This window comes from Geodermatophilus sp. SYSU D00814 (assembly GCF_054050055.1).
The window spans coordinates 121,570-135,712 of the sequence record NZ_JBJGYP010000006.1 but is presented as its reverse complement, the minus strand read 5'-3'; the positions used below and the strand labels follow the sequence as shown (position 1 = coordinate 135,712).

19 protein-coding genes and 1 tRNA gene are annotated in these 14,143 nt (G+C 75.1%); 10 read left to right on the top strand and 10 right to left on the bottom strand.

Annotation, left to right across the window (positions count from 1 at the left end; translation table 11 throughout):
* Positions 1–8: 8 nt before the first annotated feature.
* Both ACI780_RS06390 and ACI780_RS06385 read right to left on the bottom strand, forming a co-directional pair.
* The gene (locus tag ACI780_RS06390) at positions 9–647 is read right to left on the bottom strand and encodes a Type 1 glutamine amidotransferase-like domain-containing protein (protein WP_457001591.1); all 639 of its coding nucleotides are present in this window, start codon (positions 645–647) and stop codon (positions 9–11) included.
* Positions 644–1,225 carry a dihydrofolate reductase family protein gene (locus ACI780_RS06385; protein WP_457001589.1) on the bottom strand — a complete coding sequence of 194 codons (582 nt, stop codon included), beginning with the start codon at positions 1,223–1,225 and terminating at the stop codon, positions 644–646. The genes ACI780_RS06390 and ACI780_RS06385 overlap by 4 nt, the downstream gene beginning before the upstream one ends.
* Before the next feature lie 238 nt (positions 1,226–1,463).
* Between ACI780_RS06385 and ACI780_RS06380 the strand changes: the two genes are divergently transcribed.
* Positions 1,464–2,195 carry a dienelactone hydrolase family protein gene (locus ACI780_RS06380; protein ID WP_457001587.1) on the top strand — a complete coding sequence of 244 codons (732 nt, stop codon included), beginning with the start codon at positions 1,464–1,466 and terminating at the stop codon, positions 2,193–2,195.
* 55 nt (positions 2,196–2,250) lie between these two features.
* Positions 2,251–3,423 carry an aminotransferase class V-fold PLP-dependent enzyme gene (locus ACI780_RS06375; protein WP_457001585.1) on the top strand — a complete coding sequence of 391 codons (1,173 nt, stop codon included), beginning with the start codon at positions 2,251–2,253 and terminating at the stop codon, positions 3,421–3,423.
* An 11-nt stretch (positions 3,424–3,434) separates the two neighbouring features.
* Here the strand turns inward: ACI780_RS06375 and ACI780_RS06370 are convergent.
* Positions 3,435–3,510, bottom strand: a tRNA-Arg gene (locus ACI780_RS06370).
* A 94-nt stretch (positions 3,511–3,604) separates the two neighbouring features.
* On the opposite strand from ACI780_RS06370, the gene ACI780_RS06365 reads away from it, so the two are divergent.
* Positions 3,605–3,934 (top strand): hypothetical protein, encoded by a 330-nt coding sequence (locus tag ACI780_RS06365; RefSeq protein WP_457001583.1) that lies wholly within the window; start codon positions 3,605–3,607, stop codon positions 3,932–3,934.
* On the opposite strand, the gene ACI780_RS06360 is transcribed toward ACI780_RS06365, so the two are convergent.
* Positions 3,885–4,730 (bottom strand): alpha/beta fold hydrolase, encoded by an 846-nt coding sequence (locus ACI780_RS06360; RefSeq protein WP_457001581.1) that lies wholly within the window; start codon positions 4,728–4,730, stop codon positions 3,885–3,887. The genes ACI780_RS06365 and ACI780_RS06360 overlap by 50 nt on opposite strands.
* A 91-nt stretch (positions 4,731–4,821) precedes the next feature.
* On the opposite strand from ACI780_RS06360, the gene ACI780_RS06355 reads away from it, so the two are divergent.
* The 4 genes from ACI780_RS06355 to ACI780_RS06340 are packed head-to-tail and all read left to right on the top strand — an operon-like array spanning position 4,822 to position 7,439.
* Positions 4,822–5,259: an SRPBCC family protein gene (locus ACI780_RS06355; RefSeq protein ID WP_457001579.1), complete on the top strand. Its 438-nt coding sequence runs from the start codon at positions 4,822–4,824 to the stop codon at positions 5,257–5,259.
* Positions 5,260–5,300: 41 nt separating this feature from the next.
* Positions 5,301–6,152, top strand: coding sequence for an NAD-dependent protein deacetylase (locus tag ACI780_RS06350; RefSeq protein ID WP_457001577.1), 852 nt, complete (start codon positions 5,301–5,303; stop codon positions 6,150–6,152).
* The gene (locus ACI780_RS06345; RefSeq protein ID WP_457001575.1) at positions 6,149–6,445 is read left to right on the top strand and encodes a biopolymer transporter Tol; all 297 of its coding nucleotides are present in this window, start codon (positions 6,149–6,151) and stop codon (positions 6,443–6,445) included. The genes ACI780_RS06350 and ACI780_RS06345 overlap by 4 nt, the downstream gene beginning before the upstream one ends.
* A 31-nt stretch (positions 6,446–6,476) precedes the next feature.
* The gene (locus ACI780_RS06340) at positions 6,477–7,439 is read left to right on the top strand and encodes an MSMEG_6728 family protein (protein ID WP_457001573.1); all 963 of its coding nucleotides are present in this window, start codon (positions 6,477–6,479) and stop codon (positions 7,437–7,439) included.
* Between the two features lie 16 nt (positions 7,440–7,455).
* Here ACI780_RS06340 and ACI780_RS06335 read toward each other — a convergent pair whose 3' ends face one another.
* Together ACI780_RS06335 and ACI780_RS06330 are read right to left on the bottom strand one after the other, a co-directional pair.
* Complete coding sequence (locus ACI780_RS06335) at positions 7,456–7,875, bottom strand: PaaI family thioesterase (RefSeq protein ID WP_456869583.1); 420 nt, start codon at positions 7,873–7,875, stop codon at positions 7,456–7,458.
* Positions 7,872–8,231, bottom strand: a complete 360-nt coding sequence (locus ACI780_RS06330; protein WP_457001571.1) for a VOC family protein — start codon at positions 8,229–8,231, stop codon at positions 7,872–7,874. The genes ACI780_RS06335 and ACI780_RS06330 overlap by 4 nt, the downstream gene beginning before the upstream one ends.
* Before the next feature lie 89 nt (positions 8,232–8,320).
* Here ACI780_RS06330 and ACI780_RS06325 point away from each other — a divergent pair, with 89 nt between their 5' ends.
* Together ACI780_RS06325 and ACI780_RS06320 are read left to right on the top strand one after the other, a co-directional pair.
* Positions 8,321–9,013, top strand: coding sequence for a YbaK/EbsC family protein (locus tag ACI780_RS06325; protein WP_457001569.1), 693 nt, complete (start codon positions 8,321–8,323; stop codon positions 9,011–9,013).
* Between the two features lie 106 nt (positions 9,014–9,119).
* Complete coding sequence (locus ACI780_RS06320; RefSeq protein ID WP_457001567.1) at positions 9,120–10,085, top strand: IS481 family transposase; 966 nt, start codon at positions 9,120–9,122, stop codon at positions 10,083–10,085.
* Between the two features lie 184 nt (positions 10,086–10,269).
* Here the strand turns inward: ACI780_RS06320 and ACI780_RS06315 are convergent, their stop codons facing one another.
* Complete coding sequence (locus ACI780_RS06315; RefSeq protein ID WP_457001565.1) at positions 10,270–11,046, bottom strand: ANTAR domain-containing protein; 777 nt, start codon at positions 11,044–11,046, stop codon at positions 10,270–10,272.
* A gap of 399 nt (positions 11,047–11,445) precedes the next feature.
* Between ACI780_RS06315 and ACI780_RS06310 the strand changes: the two genes are divergently transcribed.
* The gene (locus ACI780_RS06310) at positions 11,446–12,081 is read left to right on the top strand and encodes a maleylpyruvate isomerase family mycothiol-dependent enzyme (RefSeq protein WP_457001563.1); all 636 of its coding nucleotides are present in this window, start codon (positions 11,446–11,448) and stop codon (positions 12,079–12,081) included.
* A 486-nt stretch (positions 12,082–12,567) separates the two neighbouring features.
* On the opposite strand, the gene mscL is transcribed toward ACI780_RS06310, so the two are convergent.
* The 3 genes from mscL to ACI780_RS06295 form a co-directional block, all read right to left on the bottom strand.
* Complete coding sequence (gene mscL, locus ACI780_RS06305; protein WP_456869579.1) at positions 12,568–13,002, bottom strand: large conductance mechanosensitive channel protein MscL; 435 nt, start codon at positions 13,000–13,002, stop codon at positions 12,568–12,570.
* A gap of 32 nt (positions 13,003–13,034) precedes the next feature.
* Positions 13,035–13,649, bottom strand: a complete 615-nt coding sequence (cpaB, locus tag ACI780_RS06300) for a Flp pilus assembly protein CpaB (protein WP_456869578.1) — start codon at positions 13,647–13,649, stop codon at positions 13,035–13,037.
* A gap of 84 nt (positions 13,650–13,733) precedes the next feature.
* Positions 13,734–14,078, bottom strand: coding sequence for an FmdB family zinc ribbon protein (locus ACI780_RS06295; protein ID WP_456869577.1), 345 nt, complete (start codon positions 14,076–14,078; stop codon positions 13,734–13,736).
* Positions 14,079–14,143: the final 65 nt, after the last annotated feature.

Here is a 14,143-nt window from a genome sequence, read left to right as displayed (position 1 = left end):
CTCCGGGCTCACACGAGGCGCCGCTCGTCCCCGTCGATCACGAGCGCCTGGGCGTTGGTCAGGCGCACGACGGTGTGCCCCTCGGCCGCGCACAGGTCCCCGGCCCGGCGGCAGCCGGCGCCGAACTCGGGGTCGTCGACGTGCGGTGCCACGACGACCGACGTCAGCCCCAGGCCGTCCCAGATCAGCTCCTCCGCCTCAGCGGGGTCGTCGAGCTCGTCGAAGTGCCGCAGGGTCGGGCCGGCGACCACGGCGGCGGCGCTGGCGCCCGCGTAGACCATGCCGTCCCGGACGCGCTCGGTGATCAGCGCGTCGGTGCCGGTGAGCCGCATCAGCGACCGGAGGTGGAACGGGTTGCCGCCGGTGAGCAGGAGGGCGTCGAACCGGCCGAGCAGCTCCCGCAGCCCCTGGTGGTCGTCCCGCCACCGGCGCAGGTCGACCAGGTCGAAGACGTACCCGTCGCGGCGCAGGCTCTCCCGCCCCTCCTCCAGCGTCTCCCGGTCGTCGTAGACGTCGTAGGCGTTCTCGACGTACCCGACCCGGATCTCCCCCAGGGGCTTGCCGACCAGGCCGGCGAGCGCCTGGTCGTGCGAGGGCGAGGGGCCCATCGACGACAGGAGGAGCTTCCCCCGCGCGACGGCGGTCACGACCGGAGGTCCTGCGGCCGCTGGACGGCGTGGCGCAGCAGGACGACGCCGTTGCCGAACCTCCGGGTCTCCACCAGCTCCAGGTCGGTCGGGGAGTCGGCCGTCCCGAACAGCCGCCGTCCGCGGCCGACGACGACCGGGGCGACGTAGAGCCGGTACTCGTCGACCAGGTCCAGCCGGCGGAAGGTCTCCACCAGGTCGGCCCCGCCCAGCGTCATGTCCCCTCCGGGCTGCTGCTTCAGTGCGCGGATCTCGTCGGGGTCGACCTCCGCCCGCAGCGAGGCGTTGGGGCCGACCTCCTGCAGCGTGCGGGAGAACACGATCTTCGGCACCGCCCGCCAGGTGCCGGCGAACTCGTGCATGACCGGCGGGAGGTCCGGGTCCTGGTCGGCGGTCGGCCAGACCGCCTCCATCAACTCGTAGGTGACCCGGCCCTCGATGAAGGCGCTCATGGTCGCGAGGTGCTCGTTGAAGTGCCGGTGCAGTTCCTCGTCGACGCGGTGCCAGCCCAGGTCGTGGTCGGGCCCCTCGAAGTACCCGTCCAGCGACAGCATCAGCTGCACGACGATCTTCCGCATGCGTCCTCCTGCTGCACGGCCCGCTCTGCGAGCTCGGACCGGCGGAGACGCGCGAACTCATCGGTCCCGCCGGACCTGCCGGCGGACCACGGCCACTGCTACCTTCCGGACGGCCGTGCGAGAGGCCGAGGAGGTGGTACCCGTGGACGCATCGACGTGGGTGCTCCCCTCCGGGGTCACGGTCGGGCGGTAGGTCGCCCGGGAGCGCCGTCCAGGAGCTCTCCCGAGAGGCACGACCGTGCACGTCACCGCAGAACGACACCTCGACGACGGTGTCCTCGAGCGCGACCTCACCCTCGGCGACGTCCCCGGCGTCCTGTGGACGCCCGGGTCCCCGACCGAGCCCGTCCCGCTGGTCCTGCTCGGCCACCCCGGCGGACTGCGGGCGGGGTACCCACGGCTGGTGGCCCGGGCCCGGCACTGCGTGGCCGCGGGCTTCGCCGCGGCCACCCTCGAGCTCCCCGGCTGCGGCGACCGGCCGCGCCTGGCCGACGCCGAGGAGGCCCGGGCCGACCTGCGGCGGGCACTGGCGGCCGGCGGGCCGGTCGACGACGGGATCGTCGACCGGCTCGTCCTGCCGCTGGTCGAGCAGGCGGTGCCGGAGTGGCGGGCGGCCCTCGACGCCCTCCTCCCGCTGCCCGGGATCGGCGGCCCGGTCGGGTACGCGGGAGGGGTGGTCGCCATCGGCGTCCGGCTGGCTGTGGTCGAGCCGCGCCTCGCGGCCGCGCTGCTGTTCGCCGGGAGCCGCGTGCCCCGCACCGTGTTCGAGGAGGCCCGGCACGTCACCGTCCCGGTGCTGGTCCTGCTGCAGTGGGACGACGAGGGCAACGACCGGCAGGAGGCGCTGGACCTGTTCGACGCCCTCGGCTCCGCGGAGAAGACGCTGCACGCCAACACCGGCGGGCACACCGGCGTCCCGCCGTTCGAGGGGGACGACGCGAACCGGTTCCTCGCCCGGCACCTGACCTGAGGTCGGCACGGTCCTCGCCGGGCGCGGTCCGCCGTCCCCCGTAGCTTCTCCGGGCATGACCACTCCCGGCGGTGAGCTGGCGTCCCTCACGTGGGAGGAGGTCAGGGAGCTCTTCCCCGGCACGGCGGACGTCGCCTACCTGGACTCGGCGGCCGTCGGCCTCGTCTCCTGCCGCGTGCGGGAGGCCATGACCGAGGTGCTGACGGCGCACGAGCGGTCCGGCATCGCGGCGGCGCCGGCCTGGCGCGAGCACGCCCGTGCCGTGCGCGCGTCCGTCGCGCGCCTCGTCGGTGGCCGGGCCGAGCAGGTCGCGTTCACCCAGAACACCAGCACGGGGCTCGCGACGGTCACCAACGGGATCGACTGGCGCGGCGGTGACAACGTCGTCCTCCCCGCCGGGGAGTTCCCCAGCAACTCCTACCCGTGGCTGCAGCTGCGGCGCCACGGGGTCGAGGTCCGGCAGGTGGCCACGGCCGACGGCCACGCCCGGGTGGAGGACCTGCTGGGCGCCGTCGACGGGCGGACCCGGGTGCTGGCCGTCAGCGCGGTGCAGTACTCCTCCGGTCACCGCTACGACCTCGGCCGCCTCGGGGCTGCCTGCCGGAGCGGCGACGCCCTGCTCGTGGTCGACGGCACGCAGGCCGTCGGGGCGCTCGCCGTCGACACCGCGGCCCTCGGGGTCGACGTGCTCGCCGTCAGCGCGCACAAGTGGCTGCTCGGGCCCTTCGGCATCGGCTTCGTGCACCTGTCCGGGCGGGCCGCGGACCGGCTGAGCCCCTCGACCGTCGGGTGGCTCAGCGTCGAGGACCCGTTCGCCTTCGACGCCGAGCCGCAGCTGGCCGCGGACGCCCGGCGCTTCGAGTCCGGCACCGAGAACAGCGCCGGCATCGCCGGCCTCGGCGCCACCGTCGACCTCCTGCACCGACTCGGCCGGCAGCGCGTCGAGGACCGCGTCCTCGACCGGGCCGAGCAGCTCGGGACCCTCCTCGAGGAGGCCGGGATGCGCGTGCACGTCGCCGCCGACCGGGAGCGGCGCTCGGGCATCGTCGTCGCGAGCAGCCCCGGCGGCGCGCACCGGGAGCTGCACGAGCGGCTGCTGGCCGACGGCGTGCGCTGCTCGCTGCGCGGGGACGGCCTGCGCTTCGCACCCCACGTCTTCACCAGCGACGCCGACCTGCACCGCGCCGCCGACACGCTCCGACGCCACCGGCGGTCCCCGGTCCGATGAGGGGCTCTCGCTGGTGCCCCCGGCAGGATTCGAACCTGCGACACACGGTTTAGGAAACCGATGCTCTATCCCCTGAGCTACGGGGGCTCGTCGGCAGGAGGCCGACCGGGGCGTGCGCGACGAGGCTACCGGGGCGACCGGACCCCGCCCGCGCAGCGTCCCCGGTGGCTACCGTCGGACCGTGATGCTCGCGGTGGTCGAGATCGTGGCGCTGCTGCTGGTGCTCGGGCTGCTGCTGTCCCGGCTCGGCGTGCTGTCGGCGGCACCGCGGGACGCGCGGCCGGTGCCGGTCCGGGCGGCCTGGGCGCCGGCGCACGAGGAGGTCGACGGCGAGACGCGGGTGCTGCTGCGGCGCTCCTACACCGGCGGCGACGGCCTGCCCGTGGTGCTGGAGGACCGCGTCCTCACCGCGTTCCCGGCCGACGACCCCGCCTGGGAGGCCCGCTTCACCGAGGCCATGGCTAGCGCCCGGTTCCGGTGCGGGTACCTGAACGCCGAGGAGGGGCGCTGACATCGGCCAGCAGGTCGGCGTCCGCCTGGTTCGCCGCCTCCTCGACCAGCCGCACGATCGTCCGCGGCCGGTCCGACTGCGGCGCGTGGCCGGCCCACAGCAGCGGGACGAACCGGGAGCCCGGGACCAGCGGCAGGTAGCGCACCGTCTGCCCCGAGGCGATCCAGTCGGCCGCGCCCTGGACGAGGGTGACCGGGCAGTCCACGCGGTCCAGGCCGCGCGGGACGTCGAGCAGCAGACCCCACAGCAGCGTCCGCCAGTAGTCGCGGGAGTCGGCGAAGCCCTCCCGCGCCCCGAGGGCCTCGTCGGGGGAGGTCGACCACGGCCGGGCCTTCAGCGGCGCCAGCAGCGCCGCCCGGCCGAGCGCCGAGCGCGACAGCGGGCCGACCAGCGGCGCGCCGGTCCGCATGACGACCCGCGCCAGCGCCATCCCGCTGCCCTGGTAGACCCGCTCCGGCGGCACGTTCAGGCCCGACGGCGCGATGGCGACCACCGACCGCGCGCGGCCGCGGCGGGCCAGCTCCAGCGCGACCCGGGCGCCCAGCGAGTTGCCCAGGACGTGCACCCCGGCGACGCCCTCGACGTCGAGGGTCCGCTCGACGGCGTCGGTGATCGCGGCGACGGTCGGGCGCTCCTGGAGGGCGGGTGACCGGCCCACCCCGGGCAGGTCGACGTCGATCACGTCGAAGCGGGCGGCGAGCAGCGGGAGCACGGCGGCGAAGTCGCGACGCGAGCTGCCCATGCCGTGCAGCAGCAGGAGGGGCTCGCCGGACCCGGCGCGGGAGAGGGACAGCACCCTTCCTGGGTACCCGGGACACCGCCGGGCCGGTCGGTGAACCGGGTCACGTCGGCGGCGAGGGGTCCGCGCCGAGGGCAGGATGACCGGCATGGGACAGGTCGTGGCCACCGCCGAACGCGTCGTCGCCGCCCCCGCCGAGCGGGTGCGCGCCGCCCTGGCCGACTACGCCGGCACCCGCCCGCGGGTGCTGCCCGAGCAGTTCAGCGACTACCGCGTCGAGGCCGGCGGGCAGGGCTCGGGCACCCGGGTGCACTGGCGGTTCGCCGCGACGTCGAAGCGGGTGCGTGAGCAGGAGGTCGAGGTCAGCGAGCCCGACGGCACCCTCGTCGAGCGCGACACCCGCTCGTCGATGGTGACCACCTGGACGGTCGCCCCGGCCGACGGCGGCCGCAGCACCGTGCGGGTGCGCACCACCTGGGACGGTGCGGGCGGCGTCGGCGGCTTCTTCGAGCGCACCTTCGCCCCGCGCGGCCTGCGCCGGGTCTACGACGACCTGCTCGGCCGGCTGGAGCGCGAGCTCACCTGACGGCGGCGGCACAGCGCGCCGTCGCGGTGGACGATGGTCCGGTGACCGCCGCCCTCCCCGCCGTCGAGCCGGCGGCCCTCGACGAGCTGGCCGGCCTGGTCGCCGACGGCGACGTCCTCGTCCTCTCCGGCGCCGGCCTGTCCACCGACTCCGGCATCCCCGACTACCGGGGCGCCAGCGGCTCACTGCGCCGGCACACGCCGATGACCTGGCAGACCTTCCGCCGCGACCCGCGCGGCCGGCACCGGTACTGGGCGCGCAGCTTCGTCGGCTGGCCGCAGATGGCCGCCGCCCGCCCCAACGCCGGGCACTCCGCGGTCGCCCGGCTGCAGCGCGCGGGCCTGCTCGGCGGCGTCGTCACCCAGAACGTCGACGGGCTGCACCAGGCGGCCGGCGCCCGCGACGTCGTCGAGCTGCACGGCGGCCTCGACCGCACCGTCTGCCTGGCCTGCGGCGACGTCGCCCCGCGCGCGGAGCTGCACCGCCGGCTGCGGGCCGCCAACCCGGCCTTCGGCCCGCGCGTCGACGAGGTGAACCCCGACGGCGACGCCGAGCTGCCCGACGACGTGCTCGACGGCTTCGTCATGGTCGACTGCCGCGCCTGCGGGGCCGGCCCGCTCAAGCCCGACGTCGTCTTCTTCGGCGAGACGGTGCCGCGCGACCGCGTGGAGGGCTGCTTCCGCCTGCTCGAGGAGTCCGCGAGCCTGCTCGTCCTCGGCTCCTCGCTGACGGTCATGAGCGGCTACCGGTTCGTGCTGCGCGCCGCCGAGCTCGGCATCCCGGTCGGCGTGGTCAACCTCGGGCCGACCCGCGGCGACGCGAAGGTCGACGTCAAGGTCGACGCCCCGCTCGGCGAGGTGCTGCCCGAGCTCGCCCGCCGCTGCGGGGCATGAGCCGCGAGGTCTCCCGCACCGACGACGGCCGCTGGGTCGTCGTCGACGGGCGGCGGTGGCGGACGGCCGACCCAGCGCTGCCCGACGACGTCCGCGCCCGGCTGCTGTCGTACCTGGGCGCCGCACGCGCGGCGGTGCGCACGGCGCCCGACGAGGCGGCCCGGCGCGCCGCCCGCGACCGGGTGCAGCTGGCCAAGACCGGCCTGGGGGAGCGGGGACCGGCCTGGTGGGACCAGGACGACGACGCCCGCCGCGCCCGCTGGGAGGCCGCGCTGCAGGCGCTCGGCGGTTGACCCCGCGCCGGCCCGGGCAGGAAGGCCCGCGATGCAGACCTTCCTGCCGGTGCCCGACTTCGTCGAGAGCGCCCGCCTGCTGGACTCGCCGCGGCTGGGCAAGCAGCGCGTGGAGACACTGCAGGTGCTGCGCGCCCTCGAGCTGCCCGACTACGGCTGGACCTCGCACCCGGTCGTGCACATGTGGCGAGGGCGCACCGCCGCGCTGGTCGTCTACGGGCTGGCGATGGTGCAGGTGTGGCGCGAGCGGGGGTTCGCCGACAGCACGCAGACGCTGATCGCCGAGTTCGCCCCCGACGTCGCCGGCGCCCCGCAGGAGGAGCTCGCCCGCGGCGGGCTGCTGCCCTCGTGGGTGGGCGACGAGACGCTGCACCGGTCGCACCGGTCGAACCTGCTGGCCAAGGACCCGGACTTCTACCGGCCGCTGTTCCAGCCGCTGTTCGGGTCCGAGCCCGACGACCTGCCCTACCTGTGGCCCGGTGCCGACGACGTCCCGCCCGCGCCCGCGCCCGAGGGCACGCGGGTGTGGGTCGTGCGGCCGCGGGCGCACAACGAGCTCGGCGCGTGCCTGGCCGCCGGCGTCGTCGGGCTGGGCACCCAGTCGGGGGTCGACGTCGACGCGACCGGGCTGTCGCAGGCCGAGCTGCGCGCGCTGGCCAAGGAGCTCTCGGGACGGCGGCCGAGCAAGGACCTGCGGCAGCTGTCGACCTTCCTCGACGAGATCCGCCCCGGCGACCCGGTGGCGCTGCCGATCGAGCACGGCGCCGGGCTGCTGGTGGGGGAGGTGCTCGGCGACTACCTGTTCGACGGCCGCGAGCTGCTGCCGCACCGCCGCCCGGCCCGCTGGGACCGCGTCGTCCCCCGTGCCGCCGCGCGCCCGCCCGCGACGCTGCAGGACCCGCGCGCGCTGTTCTCCGTCGTCGTCGACCCCGACGTGCTGCCGCCGTCGCTGGCCGGCACCACCTACCGGGAGCCCGCGCTGCCGCTGGTGTGACCCGCGGGGCGCCCGGTCACGCCCCCGGCAGCGGCACGTTCTGCAGGCGCACCTGCCCGCGGGCGACGAGCTTGCCGTCCTCGGCGCGGGTGATGAGCACCTGCCACAGCTGCAGGGTGCGGCCCTGCTGCACCGGCTCGGCGACGACGTCGACCCGGCCGGCGGTGACCGGCCGGAGGAAGTCGGTGCTGTTGTTCACGCCGACGGCGAACTGGCCCCGGTCGGCCACGGCGAGACTCGCGCCGATCGACGCCGCGGACTCGACCACCGCGCAGTGGACCCCGCCGTGCACCACGCCCCACGGCGTGTGGTGGTCGGGCCCGAGGTCGACGGTGCCGGCGACCCGGGTGCCGCTGGCCTCGGTGACGTCGAACCCGGTGGCGGCGACGAAGGCGCTGGCGGAGGCCCGGTCGACGGCGGGCAGGCCCTCGCTCACGCGTCCCACACCAGGCAGAAGGGGTGGCCGACCGGGTCGGCGTAGACGCGGAAGTCCCCGCCGCCGCCCGGCAGCCTCCGGGCACCGAGCGCGAGCACCCGCGGCTCGGCCTCGTCGACGTCGGCGACCTGCACGTCGAGGTGGAACTGCTGCGGGCGCGCCGGGTCGGGCCATGCGGGCGGGACCAGGCCGGGCGCCTGCTGGAACGCCAGCCGGTACCCCTTGCCGGTCACCACGACCCAGTCGTCGCCCGGGCCGCCCTTGCTCACCTCCATCCCGAGCAGGTCGGCGTAGAAGGTGGCGAGCGCGTGCGCGTCGGGCGCATCCAGGACGACGGAGTGCAACTGGCCGATCATGCGGTCCATCCTGGCCGCCGCCGGGCGGCGGCACCCACCGGGATCCGGCCGTCCGCCGCGACGTTCCGGCCGGGAGGCAGGATCGGGGCGTGACGACCCCGCTCCCTCCCGTGCTCGGCTCGCTGACCTGGGTGCCCGCCGCCGAGCGGCCCGACCTGCTCGGCGGGCCGGTGGCGGCCGCCCTGCCGTCGCTGCCCGGGCCGGTCTGGGTCGCGCCGGTCGACGACGACCTGGCCGACACCGCCGCGTTCACCGAGGCCTACGGCGTCCCGCTGGCCGCCTCGGCCAACTGCGTCGTCGTCGCCACGCGCCGGGCCGGGCAGACGGCGCTCGCCGCCTGCGTCGTGCTGGCCACCACCCGCGCCGACGTCAACGGCCTGGTGCGCCGGCACCTGGGTGCCCGCAAGGCGTCCTTCGCGCCGCAGGACGTGGCGGTGGCGGAGTCCGGCATGGCCTACGGCGGCATCACCCCGGTCGGGCTGCCGCCGTCGTGGCCGGTGCTGGTCGACGCCGCCGTTGCCGCCGCCGACCTCGTCGTCGTCGGCTCGGGCACCCGCGGCGCCAAGCTGGCGCTGCCCGGTGCCGCGCTCGCGGCGCTGCCGGCGGCCGAGGTCCTCCAGGACCTCGGCCTGCCCGTCGAGGAGCCGCCGCGGCCGGCCCCGCCGGCACCGGTCGACCGGGCGCCCGACGACGGCGACGTCGGCTGGGGGGAGCGGCCCGACGAGCGGGACCCCGACCGCCGCTGGCTGGAGGACCGGCCGCCGCACTGGGGCGTCGACTAGGTGTACCCGGCCAGGACGTTGGTGACGGCGGACTGGGCTTGAACGAAGGAGAACCTCCGAGTGGGGTGTGGCTTGTCGAAGGCCCAACACCTGCTCGGAGGTGCTCGTGTCCCACCGTAATGCCCGCACCACCGTGCACGGCCGGAAACTGATCGTCGAGCGGTGGGAGAACGGGTGGAAGAAGGCCCACATTGCCGCGGCGATGGGGATCTCCCGCAAGTGCGTGCGGACCTGGATCGGCCGCTTCCAGGCCGAGGGCGAAGCCGGGCTGGTCGACCGGTCCTCCCGCCCGCGCAGCAGCCCCCGGCGCATCCCAGCCGCCGTGGAAGACCGCATCGTCGAGCTGCGCCGCCAGCAGCGCCGCGGGCCGGCGCTCATCGGCGCCGAGCTGGGCGTGCCGGCCCGCACCGTCTTCCGGGTCCTGACCCGCCGCGGGCAGCCCCGGCTGGCCGCTCTGGATCCGATGACCGGAGAGGTCATCCGGGCCTCGAAGGTCACCGCGATCCGCTATGAGCGCTCGGCGCCCGGCGAGCTGGTGCACATGGACGTCAAGAAGCTGGCCCGCATCCCCGACGGTGGCGGCTGGCGCGCCCACGGCCGGGCCGCCGGCAGCACCAGCCGAGACCGGGCCAGCCGGGTCGGCTTCGACTACGTGCACTCACTCGTCGATGACCACTCCCGGCTGGCCTACTCCGAGATCCTCACCGACGAGAAGGGCGCCACCTGCGCGGGCTTTCTGGCCCGCGCCGCGGCCTACTTCGCCGCCCACGGCATCGACCGGATCGAGCGGGTGATGACCGACAGCGCCTGGGCCTACAAGTGGTCCCTGCGCGAGGTGATCGGCGCACTCGGCGCCCGGCAGAAGTTCACCCGCCCGCACTGCCCGTGGCAGAACGGCAAGGTCGAACGGCTCAACCGCACCCTGGCTACCGAGTGGGCCTACCGGCAGGCCTTCACCAGCAATGACCAGCGCGCCGCCGCCCTCGCGCCCTGGCTCGAGCACTACAACACTCGACGCCGCCACTCCGCACTCGGCGGTCTCCCGCCGATCAGCCGCCTGGCACCAACCTGATGGCCAGGTACAACTAGGGCGTGTTCTGCGGATCTTGGTCATCCCACCGGGGGTCGCCCGTGGTTCTGCCTCGTCGTGTCGGGGAGGGCGGCCCCGCCACCCCACGGTCAGGAGTGGTGGGGCCTGACCGCGGCACGCCCCCCGGGTGACTGCCGCGGCTGTTCAGGGGCCTGCGCAGGGAAGGCTAGTTGTCCGGCTGCCCTGTGGCGTGTCGCGCCGGTCGCCGTGGACCGGTGCGAACGAGGGGGAGTTCGCCGGTGAGGACCAGGTGCTCGGCGATGTCGCGGACCTTGACGTTCTGGCTCGTCGAGACAGTGCTCAGGGCTTCGAATGCCTGGTCTGGGGTCACCTTGTGGCGCTCGATGAGGATGCCCTTGGCCTGCTCGATGACCGCTCGGGATTCCAGTGCCCGTCGGAGGTGGTCGGCTGTCTCCCGGGCGCTGCGGTACGCCTGGACCGTTCCGGCGGCAACCGCGGCGTAGGGGGCGAACCCGGTGGCCACGGTCCGACTGGCCTCGTCGAAGGCGGCCGGCGTTCGGGCGTAGATGTTCAGCGATCCGGTGACCTGCTCCTCTCCGGCGAGGATCAGCGGAACGGCCAGCAGGCTGTGGACGCCCCGTTCGGTGATGTACCGCGCATGGTCCGGCCACCGATCGTCGACGCGCGTATCGCCGATCTCGACCGAGACGCCGTGGCGGGCGGTGTGCAGGCACGGCCCGTCCCCGCGGCCGTACTGGGCCTCGTCGAGGCCGAGGGCCAGCGGCCCGGTGTCGACGACGGTGCGCGGCTCGTCCTCGATCAGGAGCGTGACCGATGCCTCGGGGTTCCCGGGCATGACCCTCTTGGTGAGGTCGGCCATCGACTGCAGCAGGCTCTCCATGGACAGTTCCTGCACGGAGACCCGGCCCAGGTGCTCCAGCGCCTCGGCGGCTTCGATGGATCGTTGCTCGCTGCGGGCCACCGCGGGCCTCCGGTCTGATCGACACCGGGGGCGTCCTCGGCGGCGAGCCCCGAGGTGGGCTCCGCAAGTGCGCTACGCCGCCTGGGTGACGCAACATCGACGCCGGGCACTGAACTCGGCGCGTGAACGAGCCTGCGCGCTTTCCGAGTTCGCCGGTGTCAGTGCTTGTCACCGCGCGAAGACGGCGTTGAGCAACGTCTGTTCAGGGCCACGGCCACCTGGATCCGGCAGCAAGGTGTGCCGGATGTGCGTAGGTGCGTGCGTGGCGGGGCCCGTACGGATCCCCTGTACGGGTGAGACTCGGCGCCAGCGATGACTCCTGGCACCGACGGCCGTCCTTCCACCTGACGGCGAGGACCCGGCGTCGGCAGGCCGGCAAGGGCAACGAGAGGAATCCAGGTGACCGAGATCCAGCAGGACGTGGACGCGTGCGTCCATACCGAGCGCACCCGACTGCTCCACGTGCTCGAGGGGCTCGACGAGGAGCAGTGGGACACCCCCAGCCTGTGCGCAGGCTGGTCGGTGCGAGACCTCGTCGTGCACGTGCTCATGCCGTACGAGCTCTCGACGCCCCGATTCCTGCTGACGATGCTGCGCGCACGGTTTGACTTCGACCGCGCCGCCGACCGCTGGGCGACCACGGACACACGGACGCCGGCCGAGGTGGTCGCCGGCCTGCGGAAGACCGAGCGCCGCACCTTCAACGTGCCCGGCGCACCGGTCGAGGCGCCGCTGAGTCACCTGGTCATCCACGCCCAGGACGTCTACCGGCCGCTCGGGGTGCCATCCCCGACCGACCCGGAGAACGCCCGCGTCGCCCTCGAGCAGCTGACCGGCCCGCGCGCTCGTCGCTCGCTGCCGCCGGGCATCCTCGACGGGCTGGCGTTCTCGGCCACCGACACCGACTGGCACCACGGCGAGGGCGCCCAGGTCTCCGGACCGGCCACCGCGCTCCTCACCACCCTCTCCGGCCGAACCGCCGCCCTGCCCGAGCTCGCCGGTGCGGGCGTGGCAGATGTGCGAGCGCGCCTGTAGCCGCCGAGCGCGAGAGCGTCAACGCGCACCACGCCGCTCACATCGGGTAGCTGCACTCACGCACAGAGGGGCACACCCTGCTGCCGAACTCATGGCCACCTGACTTCCGGAGCCAGGGCGTCGGCAGAGACCCCTTCCTCTGCCGACCGGCGCGGGCGGTCCGAGCGCGCTCCCGCGCTGTATCCGCAAGACGCCGCTCGTTCGCTGCTCGCCGAGCCACACCAGCGGACCTCACCGTATCGGGCTCGCCCAGCGCTGACTGCGCGAGCACTCAGCAGTGGCGTCGTGGAGGGCAGCCGCGCGCGCGTGCGTCCTGATGCCCTCCCCTTCGCGCGAGACGGCACGGTCGATCGCGCACTGCCGCCGCTCGCCCCGCTCGTGCACCCAGCCAGTGCGCTCGGTGCGAGACACGGGTGGTGGGCTCACCGATGCCGCTTCAGGCGATCCTCCCGCGTCCAATCCGTCCCGAGATCCGCAGGACAGGTCCTAGTCGAAGGACCCCGTCCTCCCCACCCCTCGCTCGCTCGGGGCGGCGCCCTGCTGGGCGCGCAGCAGGTCGCGGATCTCGGCGAGCAGCTCCACCTCGGTGGGCGCCACCGGTCCGGCCTCCTCGCCGCGCCGCCGCCGCTCGGCGACCTTCTGCAGCGGCAGCACCACGACGAAGTAGACGACCGCCGCGGTGAGCAGGAACGTGACCACCTGGCTGATGAACCTGCCGTAGTCGAAGACCTGGCCGTTCACCTCGACCGTGCCCGCCACCTCGCCGCCGCCGGCGACCAGGCCGATCAGCGGGGTGAGGAACGAGTCGGTGAAGGCCGTCACCACCGCGGTGAAGGCGGCACCGATGACCACGGCGACGGCGAGCTCGACGACGTTGCCCCGCAGCAGGAAGTCCTTGAATCCCCTCAGCACGGGCCTCATCCACTCACGAGCAACCCCGGCCGGTCCAGCGCTCAGTCACGGCCGGCAGGCGGAGTGAGACTCAGCGTGAGGGTGGCCGTGGCGGCCGCCGCGGCCAGGGCCGACGCGGTGGCCTCGTCGACGGCCAGCACCAGCAGGCCGCCGTCGTCGGGTCCCGGGACCGCCAGGACGAGCGCGGCCCGCGCCACCACCCCGGCCTGCGCCGCGTCGGGGGCGGTGGCCAGCACGTCGACCCGGTCCCCGGGGGTGGCGAGCCCGGCCACGGCCAGGTCGGCCGGCCGCACCGGCACGGCCACCTGGCCGGCCGGCAGCAGCGCGGTCAGGCCCGGGCCGACCAGCCGGACGTCGGTGACGGGCTCACCGGCCCGCAGCGGTGCGGCGAGCACCCGCCCGGTGAGCGCACCGGGGTCGGCCGCCGTCCCGGCCGGGGCCGTGGGCAACTCGGTGACCGTGAGGGACGCGCCGGTCAGCACCGTGCCCGCCGGGAGGTCGGCGGCCGCGGTGACCACCGGGGTGCCCGGCGGTGGCTCCGCCGGGGGCACCGCCGGTGGGCGCAGGGCGAGCACGAGGGCACCGGTGACCAGCAGCGCGGCCAGACAGCGGCGCAGCAGGACGGCGGGGGAGCGGGGACGGCGCAGGCGCGGCACCGGCCCAGGCTGACCGCCCCGGACCGGCCGCGGGACGCGCGGGGAGTCCCTGTGGACGCGCTGCTCGGGTGTGGACGGCCGGCGTCAGCCGGCGGCGGCCTTGCTCCCGCTCCCGGAGGAGCCGCTCGAGGACGTCGAGGTGCTCGACGAGGAGGACGACTCCTTCGACGACGACGTCGAGGACGACGAGCCCGAGGACGAGTCGGAGGAGGCGGACGCCTTGGCGGTCTCGCCGGAGGTGGAGCCCGAGCGGCTGTCGGTGCGGTAGAAGCCCGAGCCCTTGAAGACCACGCCGATCGAGCCGTAGACCTTGCGCACGGGGACACCGCAGGTCGGGCACTCGGCCACCGGGGCGTCGGAGAAGGACTGCACCACCTCGAACTCGTGCTTGCCCTCGGGGTTGGTGCAGGCGTACTGGTACGTGGGCACGGGGCGGCACTCCTGGTCGAGCGGGGGTCGGACGGGGCCCGGTGCCGGCAGAAGTTGGCACTCGG